Annotated in this window: 27 protein-coding genes; 12 read left to right on the forward strand and 15 right to left on the reverse strand. The window is 66.9% G+C overall.

What is annotated here, in order from left to right; all coding sequences use genetic code 11:
* Positions 1-2 precede the first annotated feature (2 nt).
* On the reverse strand, positions 3-758 hold the full coding sequence (locus tag OG405_RS26480; RefSeq protein ID WP_442790617.1) for a glycoside hydrolase family 25 protein: 756 nt from the start codon (positions 756-758) through the stop codon (positions 3-5).
* 351 nt (positions 759-1,109) lie between these two features.
* Between OG405_RS26480 and OG405_RS26485 the strand changes: the two genes are divergently transcribed.
* The 3 genes from OG405_RS26485 to OG405_RS26495 are packed head-to-tail and all read left to right on the forward strand — an operon-like array spanning position 1,110 to position 3,229.
* Positions 1,110-2,018, forward strand: coding sequence for a TIGR04222 domain-containing membrane protein (locus OG405_RS26485; protein ID WP_327149121.1), 909 nt, complete (start codon positions 1,110-1,112; stop codon positions 2,016-2,018).
* Between the two features lie 3 nt (positions 2,019-2,021).
* Positions 2,022-2,879, forward strand: a complete 858-nt coding sequence (locus OG405_RS26490; protein WP_327149122.1) for a DUF692 domain-containing protein — start codon at positions 2,022-2,024, stop codon at positions 2,877-2,879.
* Positions 2,879-3,229 carry a hypothetical protein gene (locus tag OG405_RS26495; RefSeq protein ID WP_327149123.1) on the forward strand — a complete coding sequence of 117 codons (351 nt, stop codon included), beginning with the start codon at positions 2,879-2,881 and terminating at the stop codon, positions 3,227-3,229. Before OG405_RS26490 ends, OG405_RS26495 begins: the two co-directional genes overlap by 1 nt.
* 93 nt (positions 3,230-3,322) lie before the next feature.
* Here OG405_RS26495 and OG405_RS26500 read toward each other — a convergent pair whose 3' ends face one another.
* Positions 3,323-3,811: a hypothetical protein gene (locus OG405_RS26500; protein WP_327149124.1), complete on the reverse strand. Its 489-nt coding sequence runs from the start codon at positions 3,809-3,811 to the stop codon at positions 3,323-3,325.
* 211 nt (positions 3,812-4,022) lie between these two features.
* On the opposite strand from OG405_RS26500, the gene OG405_RS26505 reads away from it, so the two are divergent.
* The 3 genes from OG405_RS26505 to OG405_RS26515 all read left to right on the forward strand — a co-directional run bounded on the left by OG405_RS26505 (position 4,023) and on the right by OG405_RS26515 (position 6,423).
* A complete protein-coding gene (locus tag OG405_RS26505) occupies positions 4,023-4,535 on the forward strand; it encodes an EXLDI protein (RefSeq protein WP_327149125.1) in 513 nt (170 codons plus the stop codon).
* 125 nt (positions 4,536-4,660) lie between these two features.
* On the forward strand, positions 4,661-5,623 hold the full coding sequence (locus OG405_RS26510; protein WP_327149126.1) for an ATP-binding cassette domain-containing protein: 963 nt from the start codon (positions 4,661-4,663) through the stop codon (positions 5,621-5,623).
* Positions 5,620-6,423, forward strand: a complete 804-nt coding sequence (locus tag OG405_RS26515) for an ABC transporter permease (RefSeq protein WP_327149127.1) — start codon at positions 5,620-5,622, stop codon at positions 6,421-6,423. The genes OG405_RS26510 and OG405_RS26515 overlap by 4 nt, the downstream gene beginning before the upstream one ends.
* Before the next feature lie 50 nt (positions 6,424-6,473).
* Here the strand turns inward: OG405_RS26515 and OG405_RS26520 are convergent, their stop codons facing one another.
* A complete protein-coding gene (locus OG405_RS26520) occupies positions 6,474-7,028 on the reverse strand; it encodes a YqgE/AlgH family protein (protein WP_327152536.1) in 555 nt (184 codons plus the stop codon).
* A 232-nt stretch (positions 7,029-7,260) separates the two neighbouring features.
* On the opposite strand from OG405_RS26520, the gene OG405_RS26525 reads away from it, so the two are divergent.
* Positions 7,261-8,022 (forward strand): lysophospholipid acyltransferase family protein, encoded by a 762-nt coding sequence (locus OG405_RS26525; RefSeq protein WP_327149128.1) that lies wholly within the window; start codon positions 7,261-7,263, stop codon positions 8,020-8,022.
* Positions 8,023-8,042: 20 nt separating this feature from the next.
* Here OG405_RS26525 and OG405_RS26530 read toward each other — a convergent pair whose 3' ends face one another.
* Both OG405_RS26530 and OG405_RS26535 read right to left on the reverse strand, forming a co-directional pair.
* Positions 8,043-8,354 (reverse strand): GNAT family N-acetyltransferase, encoded by a 312-nt coding sequence (locus OG405_RS26530; RefSeq protein ID WP_327149129.1) that lies wholly within the window; start codon positions 8,352-8,354, stop codon positions 8,043-8,045.
* A gap of 76 nt (positions 8,355-8,430) precedes the next feature.
* Positions 8,431-9,528, reverse strand: a complete 1,098-nt coding sequence (locus tag OG405_RS26535) for a zinc-binding dehydrogenase (protein ID WP_327149130.1) — start codon at positions 9,526-9,528, stop codon at positions 8,431-8,433.
* A 265-nt stretch (positions 9,529-9,793) separates the two neighbouring features.
* Between OG405_RS26535 and OG405_RS26540 the strand changes: the two genes are divergently transcribed.
* Positions 9,794-10,252, forward strand: coding sequence for a nitroreductase family deazaflavin-dependent oxidoreductase (locus OG405_RS26540; RefSeq protein WP_327149131.1), 459 nt, complete (start codon positions 9,794-9,796; stop codon positions 10,250-10,252).
* Between the two features lie 24 nt (positions 10,253-10,276).
* Here the strand turns inward: OG405_RS26540 and aroQ are convergent, their stop codons facing one another.
* Positions 10,277-10,741, reverse strand: a complete 465-nt coding sequence (gene aroQ / locus OG405_RS26545) for a type II 3-dehydroquinate dehydratase (RefSeq protein WP_327149132.1) — start codon at positions 10,739-10,741, stop codon at positions 10,277-10,279.
* 388 nt (positions 10,742-11,129) lie between these two features.
* Here aroQ and OG405_RS26550 point away from each other — a divergent pair, with 388 nt between their 5' ends.
* On the forward strand, positions 11,130-12,725 hold the full coding sequence (locus OG405_RS26550) for an NTF2-like N-terminal transpeptidase domain-containing protein (protein ID WP_327149133.1): 1,596 nt from the start codon (positions 11,130-11,132) through the stop codon (positions 12,723-12,725).
* A gap of 24 nt (positions 12,726-12,749) precedes the next feature.
* On the opposite strand, the gene OG405_RS26555 is transcribed toward OG405_RS26550, so the two are convergent.
* From OG405_RS26555 to OG405_RS26580, 6 genes are all read right to left on the reverse strand, one after another.
* Entirely contained in the window at positions 12,750-13,118 is a 369-nt protein-coding gene (locus OG405_RS26555; protein ID WP_327149134.1) for a DUF3054 domain-containing protein, read from the reverse strand.
* A gap of 55 nt (positions 13,119-13,173) precedes the next feature.
* The gene (locus OG405_RS26560; protein WP_327149135.1) at positions 13,174-14,277 is read right to left on the reverse strand and encodes a lysylphosphatidylglycerol synthase transmembrane domain-containing protein; all 1,104 of its coding nucleotides are present in this window, start codon (positions 14,275-14,277) and stop codon (positions 13,174-13,176) included.
* 66 nt (positions 14,278-14,343) lie between these two features.
* Positions 14,344-15,822: an adenylate/guanylate cyclase domain-containing protein gene (locus OG405_RS26565; protein WP_327152537.1), complete on the reverse strand. Its 1,479-nt coding sequence runs from the start codon at positions 15,820-15,822 to the stop codon at positions 14,344-14,346.
* A gap of 162 nt (positions 15,823-15,984) precedes the next feature.
* Entirely contained in the window at positions 15,985-16,305 is a 321-nt protein-coding gene (locus OG405_RS26570; protein WP_327149136.1) for a DUF5713 family protein, read from the reverse strand.
* Positions 16,306-16,469: 164 nt separating this feature from the next.
* A complete protein-coding gene (locus OG405_RS26575) occupies positions 16,470-17,375 on the reverse strand; it encodes a helix-turn-helix domain-containing protein (RefSeq protein WP_327149137.1) in 906 nt (301 codons plus the stop codon).
* Positions 17,333-17,845 carry a DUF6879 family protein gene (locus tag OG405_RS26580; RefSeq protein ID WP_327149138.1) on the reverse strand — a complete coding sequence of 171 codons (513 nt, stop codon included), beginning with the start codon at positions 17,843-17,845 and terminating at the stop codon, positions 17,333-17,335. Before OG405_RS26580 ends, OG405_RS26575 begins: the two co-directional genes overlap by 43 nt.
* Positions 17,846-18,382: 537 nt before the next feature.
* Here OG405_RS26580 and OG405_RS26585 point away from each other — a divergent pair.
* The 3 genes from OG405_RS26585 (at position 18,383) to OG405_RS26595 (ending at position 20,809) form a co-directional block, all read left to right on the forward strand.
* On the forward strand, positions 18,383-18,613 hold the full coding sequence (locus tag OG405_RS26585; RefSeq protein ID WP_327149139.1) for a hypothetical protein: 231 nt from the start codon (positions 18,383-18,385) through the stop codon (positions 18,611-18,613).
* A gap of 105 nt (positions 18,614-18,718) precedes the next feature.
* Entirely contained in the window at positions 18,719-20,074 is a 1,356-nt protein-coding gene (locus tag OG405_RS26590; RefSeq protein WP_327149140.1) for an AI-2E family transporter, read from the forward strand.
* 36 nt (positions 20,075-20,110) lie between these two features.
* Entirely contained in the window at positions 20,111-20,809 is a 699-nt protein-coding gene (locus OG405_RS26595; RefSeq protein ID WP_327149141.1) for a DUF1707 SHOCT-like domain-containing protein, read from the forward strand.
* 13 nt (positions 20,810-20,822) lie between these two features.
* On the opposite strand, the gene OG405_RS26600 is transcribed toward OG405_RS26595, so the two are convergent.
* The 3 genes from OG405_RS26600 to trmB are packed head-to-tail and all read right to left on the reverse strand — an operon-like array spanning position 20,823 to position 26,029.
* Positions 20,823-24,482: an MMPL family transporter gene (locus tag OG405_RS26600; protein WP_327149142.1), complete on the reverse strand. Its 3,660-nt coding sequence runs from the start codon at positions 24,480-24,482 to the stop codon at positions 20,823-20,825.
* A complete protein-coding gene (locus OG405_RS26605; RefSeq protein WP_327149143.1) occupies positions 24,483-25,211 on the reverse strand; it encodes an NYN domain-containing protein in 729 nt (242 codons plus the stop codon).
* The gene (gene trmB / locus OG405_RS26610) at positions 25,211-26,029 is read right to left on the reverse strand and encodes a tRNA (guanosine(46)-N7)-methyltransferase TrmB (protein ID WP_327149144.1); all 819 of its coding nucleotides are present in this window, start codon (positions 26,027-26,029) and stop codon (positions 25,211-25,213) included. Before trmB ends, OG405_RS26605 begins: the two co-directional genes overlap by 1 nt.
* Positions 26,030-26,157 lie beyond the last annotated feature (128 nt).

Consider the following 26,157-nt stretch of genomic DNA (forward strand, 5'->3'; position numbering starts at 1 on the left):
GGCTATCCGCTGCCCGTGAGTCCGCCCATCCGGGCGAAGCGGGCGAAATCGCCCTGCGCGCCGCTGTACACGTTCACATCGGTGTTGCCGTGGATACCCGGGATCGAGCCGGAGTCGGTCTGCTGCCAGAACGTCCAGGTGGGCCAGCGGCCGGGGACCTCCGGTTCGGCCCGGTCACGGTAGTCGGCGATCCACAACGGGTAGCGGTGGAACTGATCGCTGTCGGCCATAGCGGTCTGCCAGAACCGGGGATAGGTGTAGACGATCGGAACCCGGCCGGTGAGTGTCTGCACGGTGTTGAGGTAGCGGTGGGTCCAGTCGATCAGGGCGCCCGGCGCCAGGCCGCCGGAATTCTCCATATCCAGCACCGGCGGCAGATCCAGCGGGCCGTTCTGGCCGAGCACGATCGTCGCGTAGAGGGCAGCCTGGGGTTCGGGTGGGAGTTCGGGACGGGCGTAGTGGTAGGTGCCGCGGGCCATCCCGGCTACCCGCATCTGCAGGCTGTCCTGGATGAAGAACGGGTTGATGTAGTCCAGGCCCTCGGTGGCCTTGACCATGGCGAAACGATGGCCCGCCGCGCGGACGGAGAACCAGTCGATGGGCCGGCCGCCGCCGTGCTGCCAGGACGAGACGTCCGGCCCGGTGGGTTCGGCGTGCGCGGGCGCGGATACCAGCGCGAGCCCCGCCACCAGCGCGAACGTCACCAACCCGAACCCGGGTCGCCCGAAACGGCGTCGTACGGTACTGCCCGGCCCCATACGGGAGCCGGACCTTCTCACGGTCGATCTCTTACGGGCAGTGTTCATGGTCCCCGACCCTAGGCACGTGCCCGGGCACTCTCCGGTATTACGCCGCCGTGTCCGAAGCACCGCCCGCCCGGTCGGCGGACATCGGCACCCACCCCGCGCTCAAAGCGGCCTTCCGTCAGCTCCGGACGGTCACCCTCCGTGGTCGGGGCCCGCCCCGGTTCTGGAGCGACAGAGCGAAGGAGCGCAGCGACTGAGCGCCGGAGTGAAGAACCGGGGTCACGAGGGCCCCGACCGCCCCGCCGAAGGCGGGGCAATATAACCGGATACTGGAGTCGATATCGCGCGGAGTCGGAGGTGGGTATGCGCATTGTCGAATGGTCGGCGGCGGAATCGGTGTTGGGTGCCGGTGAGACCTGGGGTATTTCGGGTCCTGGATTCCTGCTGATCTATATCCCCTTCGCGATCGTCGCCGTGGGTGTAGGTGTCTGGTTGCGGCACCGGATCGTCACCGCGACCGGGCCGGTTCCGGTGGGCGAGTTGACCGCACCCGAGCTCGGTCTGTTGACCAGTGATCGGCGGGCGGTGATGGCCTCGATCGCGCTGTTACGCAGCCACGATCTCATCGATGCCGGTGGCCGGCCGGTCGGGTCCGCTCCCGCGACGGCCACGCTCGATCCGTTCACCGTCGCGGTGCGCGGACGGCTCGACGTTTCGAAACAGAGCATCACCCAGGTGACCCATCGGCTCCGCGGCGAACTCGATCGGATGCGGAAAGTTCTCGTCCATCGCGGTTATCTGGCCGACGCCCGGTACACGAAGCAGGTGCGCGAGGCGGGCCTGCCGATTCTGGTCGTGGGTTTCTTCGGGGTGGCCCGGCTGGTCACCGGACTGTTCAACGGCAATCCGGTGCTCTTCCTGGTGCTCGTGCTGTTGGCTTCGGGGTTTGCCTGGTGGCGGGTGGTGGCGCCGGTGCGGCTCACCCCGGCGGGCCGGGCGGCGCTGGCGGAGGCGGAGGCCGAGAATCGGTATCTGCGTCCGGGGAATTCGCCGTCTTACCAGACCTACGGTCCCGCGGCCGCCGGGTTGGCCGTCGCTCTGTTCGGTGTGCAGGCGCTGGTACTGCTCGATCCGGCACTGAACACTGCCATGTCCGGTTTCAGCGCGGACGGAGCATCCGGCGGTGGTGACGCCGGTGGCGGCGACAGCGGTGGTGGTGGCTGCGGTGGTGGTGGTGGCTGCGGTGGTGGTGGTGGTGGCTGCGGTGGCTGACCGGTGACCGGTCCGCTACCCGAATCGGCTCTCGGAATCGGCTGGCGCCCGGAGATCTGCGGTCTGATAGACCAGCTGGACGGTCTCGACTTCTGCGAGGTCATCGCGGAATCACTCGGTCGCGGCCGCGGCGGGATCGAGGTTCCGGCGGAGCTCGCAGCGCTGCGGGACCGGGGCATTGCCATTGTTCCGCACGGGATCTCACTGTCACTGGGTGGTGCGGAACCGGTGGACGGCCGCCGGATCGAACACCTGGCGGCCTGCGCGCGGACAGTGGCGGCACCGCTGGTCAGTGAGCACATCGCGTTCGTGCGTGCAGGGGGCCTCGAGGCCGGTCATCTGCTCCCGATCCCGCGCAACCGCGAAGCGCTCGACGCCCTGACCGCGAATATCACCCGGACCCGGGCCGGATTGGATGTACCGCTGGCCGTGGAGAACATCGCCGCGCTGTTCGACTGGCCCGACGACGAATTCAGTGAATCGGAGTTCCTCACCGAGATCGTCGAACGGACCGGTGCGTATCTGCTGCTGGATATCGCCAATGTGTACGCGAACGCACGCAATCGGGGTCGCGATCCACGCATCGAGTTGCGCCGACTGCCCACCGAGCGCATCGCCTACTGCCATATCGCCGGCGGCCACGAATCCGGCGGGCGCTATCACGACACCCACCTGCATCCGATACCGGCGGAGGTGCTCGCGCTGGTCACCGAGTTCTTACACGATCTCCCGGTCCCGCTCATGCTCGAACGGGACGGTGACTATCCGCCCGCCCACGAGTTGCTGGACGAACTCGACGCAATCGCCGACGCGGCGGCCCGCCCACCGGTCACCGCCGCCGCCCGGGCAAGGTCGCGGTGATGGACGGGCAGGCGCCCGGTTTGGCGGACCGGCAAGCGGCACTGGTGCGTGCGCTGGTGGCCGGGGAGCCGGTCCCGCCGGGTTTCGATCCGGCCGGAGTGCACGCAACAGCGCAAGCACTCCGGTATAAGCGGGCCAGGGAAGTCGCGGTCCGTTATCCCGGACTGGTGCATGCGGCCGGCCCGGACTTCACCACACGGTTCGTCGAGTGGGCTCGGGCCCGGCCGAGAAGCGGAACGGCGGCCGACGCTGTGCGTTTCGCTCGCGAGTCCGGTATTCCGTGGCCTCCGCCCCGTCCGGGTTTCCTCGCTCCGATCGTCCGGCTGTTCCGGCGATTTCGTCGGCGCTAACCGACCCGGCCTTCCACTTCCCGATAACGACTCGCTCAGCTATGTGCCGCTAGACAACGGCAACTTGTTCGCCGTATCGGTTCGCTGTCCTTCTCAGGGAAGGGGCAGTCCGCCCGGGATCGCGAAGGGCAGCAGTACCGGCAAGTGGACCTGCGGCAGGAGGCTCGGCGCCGGAGCCGGGATGTGGGGGTTGGGCGCGTTCCAGACGGCTGGGGTCTGGGTGCTGCCGCTGTGGTTCTCGCGGTCCCAGTCGGCCGGCTGGTCATAGCCGCCGTCGTAGTTGTTGTGCGAGTCGCGGTCGGCGTACTGGTTCCCGCCGCTGTTGAGGTTGTCTTCGTACCCGTCGTAGTTCTGCCGGTTGTGGTCGGTGTAGCCGTATTGGCCGTTGTCGTCCCAACCGAAGTCGCCGTTGCCGTTCCCGCTGTCGCCGAAGCTGTCGTCGGAATCGCTGATCTGGACCGCCTGGCCCGGGTCGGCGAGAGCGGGACCGGCGGTGACGGCAAGTGGTGCGAGGGCGATGACCGCGATTGCGGCGATTCGCGCGGCGAGGCGGCGGGTGCGCTGTGCGGGGTTCGTGTTCATCGGGGTCCTCACTCGGTCACGCTCGGTGCGGCCTTGGGGGCGGGTCGCACTCTTTCTTTGCGTTATCGGAACAATGCCTACTGTACCGCTAAACAACGGCACGTTCAATAGGTAGATGAGAAGCAACTGGGGATGAACCCTCGTGACCGCGCGGAAGGTGGGTGATCGCGACCGCTTGCGCTATACGTATATTTCTACGTATAGTCAGCTCATGCCGAACAAGACCATCTACGTCGCCGACGACGATCTGCCACTGTTTCAGCGGGCGCAGGAATTGGTCGGCGGCAATCTGTCCGGTGCGGTGGTCACCGCGCTCAAGCGCTTCATCGAATTGGAGGAGGGCAAGCTCGAGGGGTACGAGGAGATCGTCCTGCGGGTCGGCCACAACGGTGCCCGGCAGGTGCGATTCCAGGGCGCCCTGCTCGTCGAGCATCGGGATGTCACCGACGAGCGAATGGAACATGTGCGCGTGTTCCGTAGTCGTAAGAACAAATTCGTGCTGCACGAGCAATACGCGAACTGGTCGGAATATCCGGAATCGGACAACTGGCTGCGCGATCTGAAGAACTGGCGCCGCATGCTGGGTATCGAACACGACTGGGGCGACTATGTGCTCACCATCGTCGGCACTGTCGAGGAACTGAAGGGCAAGATCCCCGATCTGCTCTACCGACGCCTCTCCGATATCGCCGAGCACGCCCCCGTCGAGGAGCTCGATATCTGATCCTGGCGGCGGGGTGGCGCCCGCCGGAACCATCCACTTGCTGACTCCACACCCTCCCCCGGGGGCGGTGTCGATAATACATGCTCACATTCGCATTCGATTATTGATTTCGAAAGGGTAGATCCATGAACAACGGACGCAGCCCGGCCATTCGCGCGGCCGGTCTCCGCAAGTCCTACGGGGACAAGGTCGTCCTCGACGGCGTCGACATCACGGTGCCCGAAGGCACCATCTATTCGCTGCTCGGACCCAACGGCGCCGGGAAGACCACCATCGTGCAGATATTGAGCACCCTGATCCGGGCCGACGCCGGTGATATCCGGATCGGTGGCCACGACCCGGCCACCGAACCGGACTCGGTGCGGTCGGTGATCGGGGTGACCGGACAGTTCGCCGCCGTCGACGAACTGCTCACCGGACGCGAGAACCTGCTGCTCATGGGAGATCTGCACCATCTGTCCCGGCGGCGCACCCGGGACCTCGCTCAGGAGCTGCTCGAACGCTTCGATCTCACCGAGGCCGCCGACAAGACAGCCGCAACCTACTCCGGCGGAATGACGCGGCGTCTCGACCTGGCCATGACCCTGGTCGGCGATCCGCGCATCATCTTCCTGGACGAGCCCACCACCGGCCTCGATCCCCGCAGCAGGCGCACCATGTGGGAGATCATCGGCAACCTGGTGCAGGACTACGGGGTCACCGTCTTCCTCACCACTCAGTACCTGGAGGAAGCCGATCAGCTCGCCGACCGGATCGCGGTACTCGACCACGGCCGGATCGTCGCCGAAGGCACCTCAGCGGAATTGAAAAGGCTGGTGCCCGGTGGGCATATCCGGGTGCGGTTCGGCGATATCGCCGGATTGCGCGCCGCAGCAGCTGTTTTCGATTCCGATGCCCGCGCCATCGACGAAGAACTGACCCTCGCCGTCCCCGGTGACGGCGGCCTCGGTTCGCTACGCGAGGTGCTCGACCGCATCGACGCCCATCGGCTGGCCGCCGAAGGCCTGGCCGTGCACACCCCGAACCTGGACGACGTTTTCCTCACCCTCACCGGAAACACCACCACAGACAAGGAACTCGTGCGATGACAACCCTCACCGCCCACCCGCCGCGCCGGGCGAGGGCCCTGGCCGATTCCTGGACCATGCTGCGGCGCAATCTGTTGCAGGCGCGGCGCTATCCGAGCATGACGATTTCGGTCACGGTGATGCCGATCGTTCTGATGGCCATATTCAACTACGTGTTCGGCGGTGCGCTGGAGCCCGGTCTCGGCGGTGACGGTGGTACCGCCTATATCGATTATCTGGTCCCCGGGATGCTGTTGCTGCTGCCTGCCTATCTGACCGCCTCGGTGGCCATATCGGTGTGCACCGATGTCACCAAGGGCATCGTGAACCGATTCCGGACCATGGCGATCTCGCGTTCCGCGCTGCTCACCGGGCATGCGCTGGGTGTACAGGTGCAGGCATTCCTGGCACTCGTCGCGATGCTGGGGGTCTCACTGCTGATGGGGTTCCGTCCGTCGGCGACACCGCTGGAATGGATCGCCACGATCGGGTTCCTGCTGCTGGTGGTCTTCTCGCTCACCTGGCTGTCGGTCGCGTTCGGGCTGATCGCTCCGAACCCGGAGAGCGCCAGCAATCTGCCGTTCCCGATTCTCATGCTGCCGTTCCTGGGTTCCGGTCTGGTCCCCACCGACACCATGCCGACGGTGATGCGCTGGTTCGCCGAATACCAGCCGTTCACGCCGTTCACCGAAACGGTGCGGGGGCTGCTGATGGGCAGCGCGATCGGGAACAACGCGCTGATCTCGCTGGGCTGGTGCCTGGTGATCGGCCTGGGCGGCTTCTTCTGGTCGACCACCGTGTTCCGGCGCCAGGGCCGCTGACACCCCGACGCCCCTGTCCTCGCCGGTCCGCCGGCGGGGACAGGGCGCTTCTAGTTGCGCTCGACCTCGATCGGATGAGTGGCGAGCAGCGACAGCGGCAGCGGCTGCCGGCGCAGCACCTGGGCCCACATATCGGTGCGTCGGCCGGCGATCGGATCACTGGGCAGAGCCGAGACCACGATCCAGTCGTCGCTGGCCAGTTCGCTGTCCAGCTGGCCGAACGTCCAGCCCGCGTAGCCGGCGAAGACCCGGACACCCTCGACCAGCGGACCGATCCGGTCCGGGTCGGCGTCCAGGTCGACCAGTACCACCCGGCCGTCCACCCGCCGCAATCCCGGAATCCCGTCGATCGACGCACCGACCCGGAGCGTGCCCAGACACAACGCGGCGTCGCGTTTGACGGGTCCGCCCACGAACAGGGTGTGCGGCTGCGCGGACAACTCCGCCCACTGTGGGAGCACATCGTGTACGGGGGTATCGCTGGGCCGGTTCAGCACCACTCCGAGCGTTCCGGCGTCGTTGTGCTCGATGATGTAGACCACCGTACGGCGGAACGTGGGCTCGGCCAGTTCGGTCGAGGAAACCAGGAGCGTACCGGCCCGCACCGTCTGCTCACCCTGCCGGTTACCGCGACGACCAGGTTCGGGCTCGTGCCCGTCACCGCGGCCGCCCCGGGTCTTGCGATCATCGGGGTCATCTGCCTGCGCCACCTGGCCATCATCGCAGTTATTGCCCGACTGTGCCGCTCTGATCAACTGTTCACTTCGCGCGGAGTTCACTCGGCGGCCGTTTCCGGGCCGTCTGGACATACCGCCGCAGGCTCGTAGAGTCAGCCGTATGCGTCCCCCCGAGGTGCTCCTGGACAACAGTGACGATGTGTACGACTTCTATCGCGAACACCGGCAGAACCGGCTGCAGGCGACGGGGGCCTACGCGCTGCTCGGCCGCCGTTACCGGCCGCGGGTCGGCTACGCGGCCGGGGCCCGGGAGGCGATCCGCGGGTTGATCCGTTCCCGGACCCCGCTGCTGATCGCGGTCAACCACCTGTCGCAGTTGGATCCGTACACGCTCGCGGCCGCGGCCTGGCGCAGCGAATTGCGGCCGATCATCGGTCGCACCCGCGTGCTGGCGAAGGACGAGCTGTTCGAGGAGACCAAACTGCGCCGCCGTATCGACATGATGGGCGGGATCCCGGTGTTCCGCGGCCGCGACCACGGACTACGGGCGGTGAACGCGGCCGGCCAGCGGATGATGGATATCTGTGCTGAACGCCTGGCTGTAGGGGACAGCCTGGCGATCTTCCCGGAAGGCACCTGCAACGAGGTCGATCCGGCGCAGGTGCAGGCGGTCGGGACCGGGATCGGGCATATCGCCTTCCGGACGGCCAAACTCGGTGCCCGGCCGGCGCTGGTCAGCCTGGGGTTGAGCTACGGGCCCCGAGCCGATCCGGCGGCGCCGCCGACCAGGGAGGAGGTGAAGTCCGCGAGCTTCCACTTCGGGGTCCCGCACACCGACCTTCCGGCCCGGCCGGCGGAGGTAGCCCGGCTGGTTCGCGCCGACCTACAGCAGGCATTGGACGGCGCGGTGGCCGCCTACTGAACCGGCGGTGCCCAGCGTTACTACTGCGGCATTCCGAGGCGGTCCCGGGCCCAGTGCGGCACCATCGACAGATACTGCGGGTGGGTCCCGATGAAACGCTGGACCTGCCGGCACATCGGCAGTGCGCCCAGCCCCTCCCGGCGGGTGGCGTCCAGTGCGCTCTCGACAAGGGCCCGGGCATAGTCCGAGCCGTCGAAGCGTGGGTCCACCTCGGTGTGCACGAACGCGCGCTCGCCGGCAGTGTCCTGATATTCGGTATATCCCGCGACCTCGCCGTCGACTGTGATCTCGAAGCGTTCCAGTGCGATGTTGTTGCGGACCTCCGTCGGCATGGCTCGACGTTACTCGCTCGGCGGTGAATTCTCGCATTGATCCGCGCGGCGCGTGGCGGACCGGTGCTGCGGCGCCTCAACCCATTTCGATGATCGCCCGTCCGACGATCTCACCGCGGCCGAGCGCGCTGTAGGCCTCGTCGGCCCGGTCGAGGGAGTAGCGGCGGGTGATCACCTCCTGCGGCCGCACCGTGTTCGCCGCGACCATCCGGAGCAACGCGGGCATATCGGTGCGGGCTTTCGCGCCGTAGGAGCCGCGGATCTGCAGTTTGCGGCGGACCAGCCGGGCCAGGTCGATCGCACCGGTGGAACCGGCCGGGGCGATCCCGACCACCACGGCTCGGCCGCCGTCGTCGAGCACGTCCAGCGTGGTCGCGAAGGTGGCGGCGCTCCCCAATGCTTCGAACGCCACATCGACCCCGTGTCCCCCGGTGAGTTCCCGGACCCGGGTCGCGGCGTCGTCGGTCCGGGAGTTGATCGTATGGGTGGCACCGAGTTTCGCTACCGCCGAGAGCTTTTCGTCGCTGATATCGATAGCGATGATCTGGGCGACGCCGGCCGCCGCGGCGAATTGCACAATCGAGGATCCCACCCCGCCGGCCGCGACCACCGCGATCCGGTCGCCGAGACCCAGTTCGGCGGTGTGTATCGCGCCGAGCGCGGTGAACGAGCTGCAACCCAGGATCGATACGGCCTCGAGACCGATGTCCGCGGGGACGGTGAAGACGTCGGATGCGGGCACCACGCAGTATTCGGCGAGCCCGCCCATCGAGTACATGGCCAGTGGGGTGCCGTCGGCCCGGGCGAGCCGGGTCGTGCCGTCGTAGAGGGTGCCGTTGAGCCGGTTGTGCGCGAAGAACTTCTCGCACAGGTCCTCGGCGCCGCGGACACAGTGGCGGCAATCGCCGCAGGGCATGATGAAACTGCACACCACGTTGTCGCCGACGGCGACGTTGCCCACACCCCCACCGAGCCGTTCGACGACACCGGAGACCTCGTGACCGAGGACGGCGGGGGCCGGGAACTTCACTTCGGATCGCAGGACGTGCAGGTCGGTGTGGCAGACCCCGCAGGCGGTGACCTTCAGTAGGACCTCGCCTCGTCGGGGGGTCGGCACCGGGATGTCCTCGACGACCAATCGGGGTTCGGTTCCGTGGAAAACTGCGGCTCGCACGCCACTCTCCTCCGCCATTCGCTTCAGCACACCTGCCCGATATCCGCGGGGGACCGGGCCCTCGACCACCGTCTCAGAAAAACGGGTTGCCGGTAGCGGGTTCCGCGGGGCCGGGTGGAAACCGCTGCCCGGCCGCTGGCTCCGTGACTGTTCTCGGGCCTCCTGACCTGCGGCTCAATAAATAGAGAGCACCGCTCTTGACTTTGTCGGGCGGAGATGCGATTGTTGTTCACAACAGAGAGCATTGCTCACAAAGGAGAACGAGATGACCGACGCGACGACCCGCTACCTCGGCCCCACCGGTTTCGACCCGATCTTCAACCGGATCGCCAATCTGCTACCCAAGCTCGGAATCAGCATCGCCGGGTCCCGGTTGCTGGCGGTACGCGGTCGCAAATCCGGAGAGTGGCGGACGACCATGGTCAATCTCATGACCGCCGCCGACGGGCAGCGCTACCTCGTCGCGCCGCGCGGGCATACCCAATGGGTGCGCAACCTGCGCGTCGCCGGCGCCGGCGAGCTGCGACTGGGCCGGCGGACCGAGGTCTTCACCGCGGTAGAGGTCGACGACGCGGACAAGGTTCCGCTGCTGCGGCTCTACCTCGAGCGCTGGGGCTGGGAAGTCGGGCGATTCTTCGAGGGCATCACGAAGGACTCCACCGATGCCGAACTCGCCGCGATCGCGCCGGGGTTCCCGGTTTTCCGGATCGACCGCGTGAGCTGAACGCCCAGCCGCGGGCCGGCCGGGTCACGCCCGGCGGGTCAGCAGGAATTCGATCGCGGCGGCGTAACCCTGTATGCCCATCCCGGCAACCACCGCGTCGGCGACGGGCGACACGTAGGAGTGCCGGCGGAACTCCTCGCGCGCATGCACATTGCTGATGTGCACCTCGACGATCGGCACCTCGGGAATGACCAGCGCGTCGCGCAAGGCCACGGAGGTATGGGTCAACCCGCCGGGGTTTATCACGATTGCCGACACGGTGCCGTGCGCCCCGTGGATCCGGTCGATGAGTTCGCCCTCGGAATTGGACTGGAAATGGGAGATCTCCCGACCGTGCGCCGCCGCGGCCCGACGACACAATTCGATTACATCGTCGAGGGTCTCCGTCCCGTACACCTCGGGTTGCCGGGTGCCGAGCATATTCAGATTCGGGCCGTTGAGGACCAGAATCGGGCTGCTCGAGGTTTGCGGGAGGGTGCCGTCGGACATGGCAGCAACCCTACCGACACCTAACCCGTGAGCGGATGATTCTGAGCTACCGTGAGCGGGTATCTCTTCGATGAACGCGGACTGGCGGGGTAACGGCGCACCGCTTCCGGTCGATCGGTAGCGTAGCGTCGCCGGGTGTTCTCGGACGCCCCGATAATTGATCATGGTCCGTTGCGCGGCGAGTTGGGCTCGGCCGCAACCGCGCACGGTGGGCCGGGGTACGATTTCGGGTTTGCGATCACTCGCAAGCAGGCATTTTTCAGGTACGGTTGTCTTGTTACCGGTGTGACAAGAGTGAAGAGTGGGCGACATGGACGTGAGGGGATCCCGCCGCTTTCGCTTCCGGGGCGCTATGGCCCTTACGGGGGTGGCGGCTCTGGTAATTGCGATGGGATCGTGCGGGACCGGGACCGAAACGGCCGGACCCGAATCGGTCGTCGATCGATTCACCCAACGACTCGACGAACACGACTACGCGGGCGCGGCCGAGTTGACCTCGTACCCGTCGGCGGCTTCGGCAACCCTTCGGCAAATGTTCGAGGGTCTCGAATCGGGGACCGTCGACTACGAGAAGGCGCAATTCATCGGACTCGACGCCGAATCCGGCATCTTCAACCTCGATGTCGAATGGAGCTTCGGCGAGCGGAAGAACTGGAGCTACGGTCTCCAGGGCAACGTCCGCAAACTCGCCAACGGCTGGCGGATCTCCTGGGACCCGGCCGTGGTCATGCCCGAGCTCAGCCAGAATCGCTCCGTTCAGCTGGTGCGCACCACGCCCGACCCGGCGCCGAAGGTCGTCGACAACGTCGGTAAGCCGTTGATGACCCAGCAGGTGATCAACGTGGTCGAACTCGATCCCACCCGGATGCCCGACCAGGTGGCCTCCACCGACGCGCTGGCCCGCGCCATCGAACCGGTGGCGCCGCTGATCACGGGCGCTGCGCTGCGCGAGGACCTCGCCGCGGCCGGTGGTAAGCCCATCACCGCGGTCAGCCTGCGCGAGGGCGATTTCGCGATCCTGGAACCTCGAATGGCGCCGATCCCGGGTGTGGTGATGAAACAGGAGCCTCGGCTCATCGTCTCCGATCGCCGGATCTTCTCGCCGATGCTCGACGCGATGAAGAAGGTCTGGGAACAGAGCCAGGACCAGCACTCCGGCTGGGCCGTGCAACTGTCCGAGAACGGGCGGTTCGTCAAACAACTGGCCGGCAACCAGGGCCCGGCCGGTCCCGATATCGCGGGGACCATGGACCAGCGGTTGCAGCGTGCCGCCGAGGACGCGGTGGTCAGCGCCGGTTCGCCGGCCTCCATCGTCGTCACCCAGCCCTCCACCGGCGCCGTCGTGGCGGCGGCGCAGAACAACTACTCCAGTGCCCAGGGTCCGGTCGCGTTCACCGGTCTCTACCCGGCCGGCGGCACCATCGACCTGTTCCGGAAAGCGGCCGGAGCTGCCGAGGGGAAGGCACCCGAGGACGTCACCGACCAGGAGGTGATCGAGGCGGCGGCCATGCTCGGTGTCGGAGTGGACTTCCGGGTTCCCGGGCTGGAGGAAGTGACCGGTCGCCCGGCCGGTGCGGGTGATGCCGAACCGGTTCGCCAAGGCGGTGGTTCGGACGCGCTGCTGGTGAGCCCCTTCGGGATGGCCATCGCGGCCGCGGCGATCACCAACGGTACGGTCCGCCCGCCGATGCTCGAACGCGGTCGTCCCGGCGAAACCGACGCACCGATGGGACCGCTTCCGGGCCCGGTCGACGCCGCGCTGCGCGCCGCGCTGCGCGACGGGATGAACGCGCCGCACATGGCGCGGCTGCGCGGATTCCGTGATGTCAACGGGTTCTCGGCGAAGGCCGGGGACGACGGTTGGCTGATCGCGAGTATGGGTGATCTGACGTTCGCGATCCATATCGCCGATATCGACAGCGGCGATATGGTCGTCCGGATGGGTGAACGGATGCTGCAGGCGCTCGCCCATCCCGACGAGTGAGCCGCGTGGCGGGTAGCCGGGCGATCACCTGATCGCCCGGACGGCTCCTCGCCAGCCGAGCAGGAACAGCGCGAGTACCACGGCCGCCACCACAATGAAACTGAACGCGGTGCCCTGCCCCGCCACCACCCGCAGCAGCATGCCGAACACCAGGGTGCACAACCAGATCACCGCCCCGGCGGGCCACAGGCGGGAACCGTCGAACGGTTCGGCAGCGGCCGACCGGCGAGCGATCGCCGCCGCGACGATCCAGCCCACGGCGAGCCCCACCGCGAAGGGCCAGACCGTGTGCAGCAGACCGGTGAGCACAGCCTCTTCGTGACTGCGCCGGCCGATGGCGCAGAACACCACCACCAGCACGACGTCGACGGCGATCGCTACGTACCACTTCACATCGAGGAGCCTAGTGGGCGCGGTCGGGCGCAGCCCATCCGCTGTCCGCGGCGGTTCAGGCATTACGCCGGGAGAACTCCTGCTCGTATTCGTCGTCCTCGGCATTGCGGGTGCGGAACAGGAACGCGAAGACGATCCAGCCGATGATCGCGATCAGCACGAAGCTGACCAGCCGGTACACGAAAGCGGCGGCGACTGCCTGCGCCGCCGGCAATCCGGCGGCCGCGGTGAGACCGTAGATCAGGGTCGCGTCCACATAGACGATTCCGCCCGGCGCGAAGGGGATCGAACCTACGGCCTTGCCCGCCGCGAACGCGATCAGCAGTCCCGCCCACCGCGGATCACCGCCGATGGCATAACAGGCCGCACCCAGGCAGGCCACATCGGCCAGCCGGTGGACAACCGCCCACCAGGTGACCCACGCGCCGTCCCGGGTACCCAGTTTCACCGATTCGACCTGGTCGAGCATTTCCCGCATCTTGTCGATACCGGTGTTCGGCGGGCGTTTGCGCGCCCGGTTCACCAGGATCAGCGCTCGGCGCAGTACCCCCTCGAAGGTGCCCGGATGCCGGGAGGCATAGTTGCCCGCCCAGACCAGGGCCACCACCGCGGCCACCGAAACGAGCAGGTTGACCGGCCCCACCCGGCCGCCCACCAGCACGGTACCGAGCACCCCGATGAGAGCCAGGCCCGCCGCGGAGACGACCCCGGAGAACACCAGTTGCCACGAGGCCACCACCGGGCTGGCGCCCCAGCGCCTGGTCTGCCGGTAGGTGAATGCCGTGGAGAACACCTGACCTGCGGGCAGGGTCACCGACATGGCGGTGGCGCCGTAGACGACCGCCACCGATCCGTGCTGGCTCACCTCGACACCGCCGGCGTGCAGGAGCCGTTTCTGGACGTATCCGAAACCGGTCATGGACAGCATTTGCGCCGCGATACACAGGGCGACCCAGCCCCAATGGATCTCGGTGAGTTTCTGCCACGATTCGTGTAATCGGGGCCACAGATAGAAAGCCTCGCCGATCAACAGCAGAAGTACGATCGAAACGGCCAGCCATTTGAGCCAGCGGAATTTCCGGTGGCGATTCCCGGCGAGCCCCGGTTCCCCGGCCGGAGGCACAGCGGCAGTACCCGCTGCATCACCGTTGGCCGTCACGGGCCCAGCCTAATGGACACCCCTGGCCGGGGTCCGCTGCCTGCTCCTATACCTCGGCAGGCGGATCTAGGAGACGCTTTCGCTCGGCCAGGACAGCCGCGTCTTGCGGCGCCGGCCGCGTAGCTGCACTTCCTCGCCCGCCGTCCAGTTCCGCTGCTCGCTGTCCTCGGCGAAGTACAGCGCCGAACCGGAGGCCAGCACCCGGCCCGGATGATCCTTGGCGAGTTCGGTGAGGCGTGAGGCCTCGTTCACCGGGTCACCGATCACGGTGTATTCGAAGCGGTTGGCGGCACCGATATTCCCCGCGACAGCCAAACCGGCGGAAATTCCGATACCGATATCCAGTCCGGAAACCGTACGCAGTGCCTCGCGCAGATCACGCGCGGCGGCCAGCGCGGCGGTGGGTGCGTCCGGCCGGTCCAGTGGGGCGCCGAAAATCGCGAGTGCGGCGTCCCCGACGAATTTGTTCACGAATCCGTGATGACGGTCGATGACATCGACCACCACCCGGAAGAACTCGTTGAGCAGGCTGACCACCTCGGTGGGCGGATGCTCGGCGGCCGTCGCGGTGGAACCGACCATATCCACGAACAGGACTGCCACGAACCGGGTTTCCCCGCCCAGCTCGGTGCCGTAGTCGAGGGCGCGCTGAGCTACCTCGGCGCCGACGTGCTGGCCGAACAGTTCCTGGAGCCGCTGCCGGGTCGCCGCCTCCTCCATCATCCGGTTGAAACCGACCTGTAGCAGCCCGATCTCACTACCGTCGAAAACCTCCACCTGCACATCACGGGCGCCGTTCTGCACCTGGTCGATGGCCTGGCTGAGCTGGCGGACCGGGTCGGAGATACTGGAGGCGGTCAGCATGGACAGGGCCAGCGCCTGCATGATCACCACACCGCAGAGCAGCAGGATCGATACCGCCAGCGACTGCGCCGAGAACTTCACATCCGACGAGATCTGGGTGACACACAGCAGTACGATCGCGATGGTGGGGGCGAAGGTCCCCATTCCCCAGGTCATGGCCATCCGGGTACCGACGCCGGGAGTGAGCGTGTGGTCGAAACGGCCCGCCGTGAGGGCCTCGGCCGCTACCGGCCGCAGAATACGTTCACCGAGCATGTAGGTGAAACCGAACACGATGGTCGCGGCCATACATTCGGTGATGATCACTGCCCCGGCCAGGGCCGGGGTCTCGGAGATGATCGCCGCGCCGAGCACACCGCCGCCGAGCACCCACAGGGCGAGATGCAGGATCGCCTGCCGCAGCGGCGCGTGCAGGGCCGCCATCTGCTCCTGGCGACTGGGCGGTCCGCCACGCACCTGCCAGCGCATCACCGGCCGCAGCATCAGGGCCGAGGCGGTCAAGCTGAGGACACCGCCGGTGAGGAACACGATGGCCGGGACAAGCAGGCCGACCTGCCGGGTGCCCGGTTCCTCACCCTCGGGGACCGGTAACCCGTACTGGATGAACGCCCACACCAGAACAGCACCGAACGCGTTCGCGAGCAACATCGAGGTCAGGTACAGGGGCCAGCGCGTATGCATGGTCTGTTTGACCGCTTCCAATGGCGCTGACACGTGTACCAATCTAGCGCCCGGGGCCGACGGTCCCGTGCTGCCGGGTTGCGGCGACGCGGAAACCCGTTCGAACGAGCGTTCGGGCCTATCCCGCTGTTCGTTGCCGGCGGCGCGCCGTTCCGACGCCGTTCACCAGTCCCGGCCGGCGATCAACTCCTCCGCATCCGCGTCCTGGAAACCATAGGCACGGGCCACGAACCAGAAGTCCTCGCCTATCTCCCCACGAGCCACAGTCTCGATTTCGCTGCCCGCCGAGTCGAACTCGGCCTCCAGCGCATTGAACTCCTCGGTGGCGGCCTGGGTGAGGACGTACAGCGCGGCCAGGTCGACAGGCTGCTCGACCTCGATACGCTCGCACAACCTCAGCAAGATCGTCTTACCCCGGTCCACCAGATGGTCGGGGTAGAAGTCGTCCTCGTACAGAAATTGCAGAAAATGGTGTGTGATCACCTGCGGATTACTGACCGGTATGATGTCCTGCTCTCGGTCTTCGATACGGCCCCGGAGATCATTCCATATGCCACCGCGCCTCGGGGAGAGCGCCTCTGCATCAGCTCCACCGTGGCGGTCCTTCGCTTCCCCGGGCCTGTCCCGTCCTACTTGCGCCGATATATCTATCGGCGCGTCCGGGGGAGTCCGCCGCGGAACTGGCGACGCCGTTCGATCGCCGTCCGAATCAACCCCCGGGCTGCGTCCCCGGTGACCGACATCATCGCCAGAATGTCGAACGCTCGTCCGTACATGTCGACCTCCCTCGGTTGAGTGATGGTCAGCTCCGCGGAGATCCCCTCCACCAGCACCGTTGTGTTGTCGAACATCGAAAAGTTCGTTGGCGGGAACGGGATCTCCGCGGCGGCCGACACGATTCCGAAGCTCACCCGCGGGAGTCCGGTGACAGCGAGCAAGCGGTCGAGCTGGCCGATCATCACGGGATCGCCGCCGACTGTGGTCGACAGCGCCTGTTCGCCGATCAGCAAGTGGAATCGGCGGTTCCCTCGATACATCAGCTGCTGGCGCTCGAGGCGTTTGGCTACGCCGGCCTCTATGTCGCCGGGTGTCCGATAGAAGCTGCTCACGTTCTGAAGAACAACCGCAGCGTATTCGGCGGTTTGGAGGAATCCGGGCATGAAGTACGGGTTGTAGATTCGGATGATCTCAGCAGCCTCGGTCAAGCCGACCAGTGCATGCTGGCGTCTCTTGGTGCCGGTCCCGAGCACCTTGCGCCACTCCTGGTATGCGGCGTCGATGTTGTCGAGACCGGCCACCAGGTCCGGGATTCGATCCAAGGCGTTGCAGTGCTCGCACCACGACCGGATATCGTCACGGGACGGTTTGATCTTGCCGTACTCGATCTTCGGCACCTTGGTTTGGTGCCAACCACTCCGGCGGGCCAGCTCCGCGCCGGACAAGCCAGCGTCGAGACGAAGCTCCCGGAGCCGACCCCCGAGAGCTTCGCGCTGTTGGTGGATGGAGCCGGTCACGTCGTGACGTACTCCGTGTACGGCGTTGCCAGCTTCCACAACCTGTCCCGAACACCGCGGCAGTAGTCCACGATCCTCGGATCTTTCGTGACTGCCGCTCCTGCGGGCTCGCCGCCGTCACCTGCAAGGTTATAGACGACCCGCTCGTCATCGAACAGCCAGAAGTCATCCGGTGGGACCTCTCCGGCATCCCGTCGCGGCAGGTACCGGATATCTTCTCCCGACTGGATATTGCGATCGGTGACGGACAGCAGCCATCGGTGGTAGTCGCTGTGCGGGACGGTCACGACCCGGACGCGAGTCACCGGAATGCCTCGATCGGTGACCTTACGCATGAGCGCATGCCAAGGCGCCGGTGGTTCATCCGATGCCGGCTCACCTGCGAGGAACGCCCGAAATCGGCTGTTCTCGGACGGTTCGACGTAGACGTCTCGCACTTCGAGATGAAACGCGCTGTGCTGTAGCCCATTGAACCAATCCGCCCAGGGATCACCCTCGACCAGCAGCATCGCCGAAAAACGTCCTCTCTCGTTTCGCGACCAGGATCGCAGCCTCGTCACTGGCTAGATCGAGCTGGCCCATCACCGCTGGTTCGGTCACAGGCCGACCGCTGAGCCGGAACGTACCTCTTCCGGTGTCGGTCATGGTCGCACCCAGGTAGGTGTCGGGCTCGGTGAATCCTGTCAGCAAGTGTGGTATCTCGACCGTGCCGAGTGTGCCTGTCTCCCATCCCTGAACCAGGTAACTGCCCTGGTCTGTTGCATACAGAGTGGGGCAACCCTGGGATTCGCTTCCACCTCTTCCGAGGAACCTCAACCGCATCGCGTGAATCTCCTGTCAGCTATGCACGAGCATGATGGCATCCATGCCAGTGTGACTGGGTAATTTCACTAGGTAGTAGAGATTTTTCAATCTTGTGCATTGTTGTGCATGACGATGGCCTTTCTCCGGAGATGTTCGTAGCTTCGTCTCAGCCGCCGCGCCGGGTGTCGTCTCCTCGGCGTGGCGTGCAAGCCAACGACGAACAAGACGAACAAAGGGTATTCATGGTGTTCTCGGTCGAGGTGAGTTGCTGTGGGTCGCAGTGGTACCTGTATTCGCCGGCCTTCGGGGTATCGCGGTTCGTATCGGATAAGGGGCGTATCCGGGAGGAAGCGCACGCGATGATCACGAAGTGTGGTGCTGCTCCGTCCGAGTTCGACATCGATCTGGAATTGGGCCGGGTCGTCGACAGAGCCGCGCTGCTGGGGATCGGGCCGGTCCGGGATCAGCCGTGAGACAGCCCGCCGGAGCCCTGTCTCGAAACTCGGCGGCCGGGCTCCCGGCGTGCGCTTTCCACGCACCTCCGCAACCTTCCGGCAGCCGTGACTAGGCTCGGCCGGGTGACCGAGCCGAAACCATCTGCCGCAGACGCCGTTCACCCCATCGTCCGGCAGACCGCGGAATGGGCCTGGCGGCTGCTGGTGATCTTCGCCCTGATCGGGGTGCTCGCTGCGGCAGTGCGGCGGCTCGACACCGTGGTGATCCCGCTGTCCATCGCCATGCTGGCGGCCGCGCTGCTCGCCCCGCTGGTGGACTGGATGCAGCGGCGCGGGGTACCGCGCGGGGTCGGTGTTTTCGTGGCACTGCTCGGATCGCTGGGCTTGGTCGCCGGGGTGGTGACCTTCGTGGTGGAGCAGTTCGTGGTCGGTGTGCCGCAGCTCTCGGACGAGTTCACCAACAGCATCCACAAGGTCCAGGACTGGGCGATCAACGGTCCGATGCATCTGAGTGACGAGCAGATCCGCAATGCCGGTGATGCGACGGTCCGGGCCATCCAGTCCAACCAGGACACGCTCACCAGCGGTGCCCTCACCACTGCCACCATGATCGGGCACATCCTGACGGGCACCTTCCTGACCCTGTTCATCCTCATCTTCCTGCTCTACAGCGGCGACCAGATCTGGCATTTCATCACCCGGGTGGTGCCGACGGCGCACCGGGAACGGGTGCGCACCGCCGGGGAACTCGGGTTCGGATCGCTGGTGGGTTTCGTGCGGGCCACCGTCGTGGTCGCCGCGGTGGATGCGATCGGTATCGGCGCGGGACTGGCCCTACTGGGGGTGCCGCTCGCGCTGCCGCTGGCATCGCTGGTGTTCATCAGCGCGTTCATCCCGATCATCGGCGCGTTCCTGGCCGGTTTCGTGGCTGTGTTCATCGCCCTGGTCACCAAGGGTTTCGTGACCGCGCTCATCGTGCTCGGCATCATCGTGGCGGTGATGCAGCTGGAGGGGCATGTGCTGCAACCCTTGTTGCTCGGGCGGGCCGTGCGGATCCATCCGCTCGCGGTAGTACTCGCGATCGCCGCGGGCGTTGTGCTGGGTGGGATCGCCGGCGGCTTGCTGGCGGTACCGCTGGTCGCCGTGCTCAACACCGCCATCCGCTCACTGCTGGCCACGGACCCCGAAGAACTGCTGGGCGAGCTGACGCCGGACCGTAAAGGTATCTATGTGGCCGAACCGGATTCACCGGAAGTCGGGGACCACTCCACGGTCGGACCGCAGACCCTGGGCCGTTTCGATATCGGTGCCCTGCTCGCCGAAGCGCAGCGGCGGTTACCGCTGGCCCGGACCGCCGACCCGGACCCGCGCGGCACCGATACCCTCACTCGGCCGGATCCGGTCGCCGACCGGCGTGAAAACCGAGATGAGCAGGGCTTACCCCGGGTCCCGCCACCCCCGTATCCGGGAATGCCCTGATGCGGGATCCGGACGCTGCTGGGTAATCTCGGATCTATGAACGGCCCGGATCCGGTTTTCGACGGTGCGGGTCCCGGTAGCCAGGTCGGCAACCGGGACCTGCGTGTTTCCGATGCCGAACGGGAACATGTCGGGCAACTGCTGCAGCGCGCGGTGGGTCTGGGCATGCTCTCCCTCGGGGAGTTCACCGAGCGGATGGATACCGCCCTGGCCTCGCGGACCCGCGGCGAACTGAACTCGGTACTCGTCGATCTGCCCGGGGTCCGGTTGATCGGCGAACCCACCACCGAGCGAGCGTCCGGTCACGGTAAACCCGTGCCGCTACCGCAACCCGGCGCCGCCACCTCCGGGCTGGCCGCGATGGTGCAGGGCGGGGTCATCCGGCCGCGTATGTCCGGGGTGAACCGCCGGGGCAATTGGCAGGTCGCTCCGATGCTGCGGGTCAACAGCTGGTTGTCCGGGGTGACCCTGGATTTCACCCAGGCGATCATGACCACCCAGGTGGTGGAGATCCAGGTCGACGACTACGCGAGTTCACTCACCCTCATGGTGCCGCAGGAAGCCACGGTCGATCTGGACGGCCTCGAACTGGTCGGTTCCAGCGTCAACAACAAGGTCCGCAGCGGCCCGCCGATCGGCCCGCTGCATCTGCTGGTGCACGGACGGGTCCGATTCGGGTCGGTCACCGCCAGGCAACCCTTCATGGCGCACTGGCGGCGACTGCTCGGGCAGTGAAACCCGAGCGCCACTAATCCTGTTCGCGTCGGCGCAGCAGTTCGTTCACGCTGACCGAACGGCCCTCACCGTGCTGGTGGCGGCCGCTGTCATCGGCCGGCGTACCGGCCTGTTGACGGCGCGCGGATCGCAGACCCGCCATCCACGACTCGATGCTGTTGCGTTCGCGCGGGTCCGGATTCTGCTGGGGGCCGGTCCCTTCGGCGGACTGCTGAGCCAAGCTGTCGGGTCGCTGTTCGGGTCGCTGTTCGACGGGGGCCGGACGTTCGGCGGGCCGGGTCGGCGGCTCCGGTGCCCGGTAGAGACCGGGCACCGCCGGAGGCTGGGCACCCGGCACCCGGCGCGGCAGTTCGGGTAGGGCCGAAGCGGGCCTACCCGGAGCGGCGCCGGGATCGGGAATCCGGGGCATACGTCGCGGCTGCGAACCCTGGTCCTGCGGCGACCGCGTATCCGGCTGGACGTCGGGTCCGGGGCGACGCGGCGGAACCGGTGGTCGCGCCGGACCCTGGCCGGGGCCGGGACGGCCGGGGGGACGTCCTTCGGGTGCCGGTGGACGCGGTGGGGCGGGCGGCCTGATCGCACCACCGGGTTGTCCGGGCGCACCGGGTATCCGCGGTGAACTGTCCGGCTGGGGGCGGGGGGTGGTGCCGCCGGTCCGGGTCTGCTGCGGCGTGGGCGGTAGGGGAGGCGCGTCGGCCGGGGTCGGATAGACGGTGCGGCCGCTCGCGTTCTGAGCGTCGGCGTCCTCGGTCGGTTCGGAGGCGAACAGGCCCCGCAGGTTCGGCGTGCCGAACCCGGCGCGGCCCGGTCCGGCCGGGGGCCCGCTCGGAGAAGCCGGGGCGCGCGGTGTGTCGGCGGCGGGCCTGGGCTGGTCCGGTCCGGGGTGATCGTTCTGCGGGCGGCCGGGACCGGGCGGGTTACCGGGAGCGCGACCGGGTTGCGGCCGGAGATCGCTGCGTGGGCCGGGACCACGGCCCGGTTCGGGCCCCGGGGCGCCGGGGCCACGCCCGGCTTCGGGCATACGCCCGGGGAGACGGCTCGCTCCCACACCCGGCTCGGCGCCACCCGCGTGCTGCTGAGGATTCCGGTTGGGCGACCGGCCTTCGGTGGGCGACTGCGTCGCGGAGGGCTGCGGACCGTGGCCCTCGGCGGGTGGGCGGGGACCACGGCTACCGGGTTCTTCGGACGCGCCCCGGCGGGGCTCACCGGAACTCTCGGTGCGCGGGTTCGCGCGCGGACGCGTCGGATCCAGTGGGGTGGGCATCTGCTGTTTGGGCGCCGCGGGACCGGGCGCCGGAGGCTGGTTGCGAGCGGCTTTGCTCTGTCCCTTGTCCACCGACTGCATATGCGCGGTCGGTGCGGCCGACTCGATCTCTTCCCGGCTGCGTTTGAGCACCGGGGTTTTGCGCTGCTTCTCGGTGTCGATCGCCGGCATCAGCATGGTGACCGGATCGGTGACCGGGGTCGTTTTGACCAGGTCGACCACATCGCCGCCGCCGGGCCGCTCATCGTCGAGGATGGGTTCGCCCAGACCGATCTTCTGCTGGATCCGCTTCATCCAGGCGGGTGCCCACCAGCAGTCGTCGCCGAGCAGCTTCATGGTCGCCGGAACGAGCAGCATCCGCAGGATGGTGGCGTCGATGATGAGCGCGGCGATCATGCCGTAGGCGATGTACTGCATCATCACCAGATCGGAGAACGCGAAGGCGCCGGTCACCACCAGCAGGATCAGGGCGGCCGCGGTGATGATGCGACCGGTGTGCGCGGTGCCGATACGGACCGCTTCGGTGGTCGAGGCGCCTTGCGCGCGGGCCTCGACCATTCGCGACAGCAGGAACACCTCGTAGTCGGTGGACAGGCCGTAGATGATCGCGATGATCAGCACCAGCACCGGCGACATGATGGCCTGTGGGGTGAAGTTGAGTAGGCCCGCGCCGTGGCCGTCGACGAATATCCAGGTCAGGATGCCGAGGGTGGAGCCGAGGCCGAGGGCGCTCATCAGCGCTGCCTTGATGGGCAGCACCAGTGACCCGAATGTCAGGAACATCAGCACCGTGGTGACCAACAGCACCATGGCGATCATCAACGGGATCCGGTCCAGCAGGGCGTCGATACTGTCCATCTGCAGCGTCGGCTGACCGCCGACCAGCATGGTCACATCGTCGGGGACCTCGATCGACCGGAGATAGTCGACGGTCGGTTCGTAATCCTCGGAATCGAGCAGGGTCGCGCTCGAGCGGAAGAGATCCTTGCGCTCGGGGGATTGGGAAGGGACCGAGAACCCGGACGCATCCGCCAGGCCCGGAGCCTTGTCGGCCTCCTTCATCACTTTCGCGATGGACCGGGTGTTCTCGCCGATGAAGATCAACTGGATCGGATCGGATTGGCGCAGCGGGAAGGTCTGGTCGAATTCCTCCTGCGCGACCCGGGTGGCGTTGTCCGGCGGCAGATAGCGTTCGCTCATACCGCCGAAGGCGAGGTTCTTCACCGGGATGATCAGCAGCAGGAGCAGCACACAGATCGGAATGGCGATCTTGAGTGGATGTTGCATGACCCAGGTGGTGGCCCGGCCCCAGAAGCTGGCTTCGACCTCCTCGGCGGATTTGGTCTTGCGGATCTGCTTGAAGCTGAGCATGTCGACCCGTTTGCCCAGCACGCTCAGCATGGCGGGCAGCAGGGTGATCGAGGCGAGCGCGGCCAGCGCGACGGTGGCGATGGTGCCGTAGGCCATGGACTTGAGGAAGCCCTGCGGGAAGAGGAGCAGACCGCCGAGGCTGGCGATGATCATCGTCGCGGAGAAGACGACCGTACGTCCGGCGGTGGTCACCGAGCGGCGGACCGCCGCCGCGGTGTCGTATCCCTCGGCGAGTTCCTCGCGGAAGCGGCTGACGATGAACAGCCCGTAGTCGATGGCCAGACCGAGACCGATCATCGAGACCACCGCCCCGACGAATGTGTTCACCTCGGTGAACTTCGTCAGCATCATGATGATGCCGTTGGCGCTGATGATGGTCAGGCCGCCGATGATCAGCGGCAGGGCCGCGGCCACCACGCCGCCGAAGATGAAGAACAGCAGGATGCCCACAGCCGGGATGGCCAGGATCTCCATGCGGTGCTGGTCGTGCGCCATGGTGTCGTTGAGCGTGCCCGACACCGGCTGTAGGCCCGCTACCTGCACATTGACGCCGTCGATATCGAAAACGTCCTTGACGGCCCGGAAGTTGCGGACCATCTCGGTGTCGTTGTCGCCGACGATCGCGATGGAGGCGAAGGTCTTGGTCTTGTCCTTGGAACCGAAGACCGCGGGCTGGGATTCGCCGGTCTCGGTCTTCCAGTAGGCGGCGTTGACCTTGTCGATCTGATCCGGATGGTCCCGGGGCAGCCGGTTCAGGCTGTCGACGATCTTGTCCCGGAACGCCGGATCACTGTCGATGGTCTGACCCTCGGGCGCGGTATAGAGAACCAGCACATCGGCTTGGTGGTCGCGCCCCCAAGCCCCGTCGGACAGTTCGGCGGCCTCGACGGATTCGGAGTTCGGATCGAACAGACCGCTGGAGCTGAGATGGTCCGCCAGCCCGAGACCGTAGGCCCCGAGGCCCAGCATCCCGGCGACGACAACTCCGATGACGGCGAATCGCAACCGATAGACCAGATCGCCCCAGCGGGTGAACACTTAAGCGACTCCTTGTGCGGGGCGAGAGGTGAGCAGCGCCGACAGCGGCCGGAACGGCTGCAGCCAGGCACCCTCGTCGGGCAGCGAGTCGAGGCTCACCCGCGGTAGCGGTTCGCGGAAAACTCCGGGGATGTCCTCGAGGTCGACGAATTCGAGAGTATCGGATGTTACTGCCCAACTCGCGTGCTCGCGGAAGCCGAGCACCTGAACCGGGATGCCGTCGTCGGCCAGCTGTTCCAGCGGTTCGCGGAACGCCTGCCCGTCGGCGGAGGCCACAATGATCCCGGCCAGACCCGAACCTCGGGTGCGCTGCGCGATATGGCCGAGCATATCCGAATCGACATCGGAATCCTCGTCGATCTTCGGCTTCGCGAAAACGGCATACCCGACATTGCGTAGCGCCTCGACCCACGGCCGGACCACGTCCGCGGTTCCGGGGGCGATATTGGTGAACACGGTGGCTTCGGGTTCCAGCCGCTGCTTCTCGCCGGCCGAGAGTTCGGTGGTGCGGGCCAGCAGCCAGCGGCCGAGCGCGTCGAAACGGGGTCGATAGGCGGCGGTGGGCCGCCCACCCAGGATGGCGCCCAAGCCCATGTCCAGGTTCGGCGCGTCCCAGACCAGCAGGACCCGCCGCAGGCCGTCCGCCTCGGGGCCGACGGTCTCCTCGCCGGATTCGTGCAGACTTCCGGCAACCTCGTCGCCGGCCGGGGCCACTTCACTGACGCTCATCATTCGATCTTGCCCCATATGAACTCGTTGATCGCACTACCGGCGGTGTGTGCCTTGCTCTCGAACTTGGTGACCGGTCGCTCGAAACCGATCGGCGCGGCGTCGCGCTGCTCGGCACCGGTACCGCCGGTGGCCTCGTTCAACCCGATGAGCAGGGGCTCGGCCGCGCCGACCTCGGCAATATGCTCGGCGTACCCTGCGTGGTCGGTGGCCACGTGCAGAATTCCGCCCGGCCGCAACCGGTCGGCGACGAGGGCCAGCGTTGCCGGTTGCAGCAGCCGGCGTTTGTGGTGGCGGGCCTTGGGCCACGGGTCCGGAAAGAACACCCGCACACCGGTCAGCGACCCGGGAGCAATCATGTTCTCCAGCACATCTACGGCATCGCCGCGCAGCAGCCGGATATTACCGATTTCCTCGCGCTCGATCCGTTGGACCAACTGGGCCAATCCGGGCTGATAGACCTCGATGCCGATGAGGTTCAGCTCGGGTTCTGCCTGGGCCATGGCGGCGGTCGCGGTGCCGGTACCGCATCCGATCTCGATCACCAGTGGCGCGCTGCGCCCGAACCAGGCGTCGGCGTCGAGCGGTTCGTCGGCGACCTCCCGGCCGAGTACCGGCCAGCTGCGGTCCCAGGATTGCTGCTGGTTGGGGGTGAGCGCACCGCGCCGGGAGCGGAAACTGGTGACCCGGGGGTAGAGACGGGAACCGGCGTGCCGTCGCCGCCGGCCTCCGGTATCGCCGGAGGTTTCCGAGAGGGCGACGGGAACGGAGTCGGAGCTGGGGTGCACGGCGTCGTTCACAGCCCTATTGTCCAGCATGGCCGGTTCCGGGACGCAGCGGACCGGTAGAGACTACCGGTTGGTAGGACGGACTCGGTCCGCGCCCGCCGCGTCGCGGCCCCGGTTCTGACAGAATGCGCACCGGAAGAAGGGGGTTGGCGTGTGTC

This window comes from Nocardia sp. NBC_01329 (genome assembly GCF_035956715.1).
GTDB lineage: Bacteria > Actinomycetota > Actinomycetes > Mycobacteriales > Mycobacteriaceae > Nocardia.

What these genes read in the sequence shown, in the direction of transcription:
- OG405_RS26480 (WP_442790617.1), bottom strand. Translation starts at nt 758, where the DNA reads ATGGGGCCGGGCAGTACCGTACGACGCCGTTTCGGGCGACCCGGGTTC.
- OG405_RS26485 (WP_327149121.1), top strand. Translation starts at nt 1,110, where the DNA reads ATGCGCATTGTCGAATGGTCGGCGGCGGAATCGGTGTTGGGTGCCGGT.
- OG405_RS26495 (WP_327149123.1), top strand. Translation starts at nt 2,879, where the DNA reads ATGGACGGGCAGGCGCCCGGTTTGGCGGACCGGCAAGCGGCACTGGTG.
- OG405_RS26500 (WP_327149124.1), bottom strand. Translation starts at nt 3,811, where the DNA reads ATGAACACGAACCCCGCACAGCGCACCCGCCGCCTCGCCGCGCGAATC.
- OG405_RS26505 (WP_327149125.1), top strand. Translation starts at nt 4,023, where the DNA reads ATGCCGAACAAGACCATCTACGTCGCCGACGACGATCTGCCACTGTTT.
- OG405_RS26510 (WP_327149126.1), top strand. Translation starts at nt 4,661, where the DNA reads ATGAACAACGGACGCAGCCCGGCCATTCGCGCGGCCGGTCTCCGCAAG.
- OG405_RS26515 (WP_327149127.1), top strand. Translation starts at nt 5,620, where the DNA reads ATGACAACCCTCACCGCCCACCCGCCGCGCCGGGCGAGGGCCCTGGCC.
- OG405_RS26525 (WP_327149128.1), top strand. Translation starts at nt 7,261, where the DNA reads ATGCGTCCCCCCGAGGTGCTCCTGGACAACAGTGACGATGTGTACGAC.
- OG405_RS26530 (WP_327149129.1), bottom strand. Translation starts at nt 8,354, where the DNA reads ATGCCGACGGAGGTCCGCAACAACATCGCACTGGAACGCTTCGAGATC.
- OG405_RS26540 (WP_327149131.1), top strand. Translation starts at nt 9,794, where the DNA reads ATGACCGACGCGACGACCCGCTACCTCGGCCCCACCGGTTTCGACCCG.
- aroQ (WP_327149132.1), bottom strand. Translation starts at nt 10,741, where the DNA reads ATGTCCGACGGCACCCTCCCGCAAACCTCGAGCAGCCCGATTCTGGTC.
- OG405_RS26550 (WP_327149133.1), top strand. Translation starts at nt 11,130, where the DNA reads ATGGGATCGTGCGGGACCGGGACCGAAACGGCCGGACCCGAATCGGTC.
- OG405_RS26565 (WP_327152537.1), bottom strand. Translation starts at nt 15,822, where the DNA reads ATGCATACGCGCTGGCCCCTGTACCTGACCTCGATGTTGCTCGCGAAC.
- OG405_RS26580 (WP_327149138.1), bottom strand. Translation starts at nt 17,845, where the DNA reads ATGCTGCTGGTCGAGGGTGATCCCTGGGCGGATTGGTTCAATGGGCTA.
- OG405_RS26585 (WP_327149139.1), top strand. Translation starts at nt 18,383, where the DNA reads ATGGTGTTCTCGGTCGAGGTGAGTTGCTGTGGGTCGCAGTGGTACCTG.
- OG405_RS26595 (WP_327149141.1), top strand. Translation starts at nt 20,111, where the DNA reads ATGAACGGCCCGGATCCGGTTTTCGACGGTGCGGGTCCCGGTAGCCAG.
- OG405_RS26605 (WP_327149143.1), bottom strand. Translation starts at nt 25,211, where the DNA reads ATGAGCGTCAGTGAAGTGGCCCCGGCCGGCGACGAGGTTGCCGGAAGT.
- trmB (WP_327149144.1), bottom strand. Translation starts at nt 26,029, where the DNA reads ATGCTGGACAATAGGGCTGTGAACGACGCCGTGCACCCCAGCTCCGAC.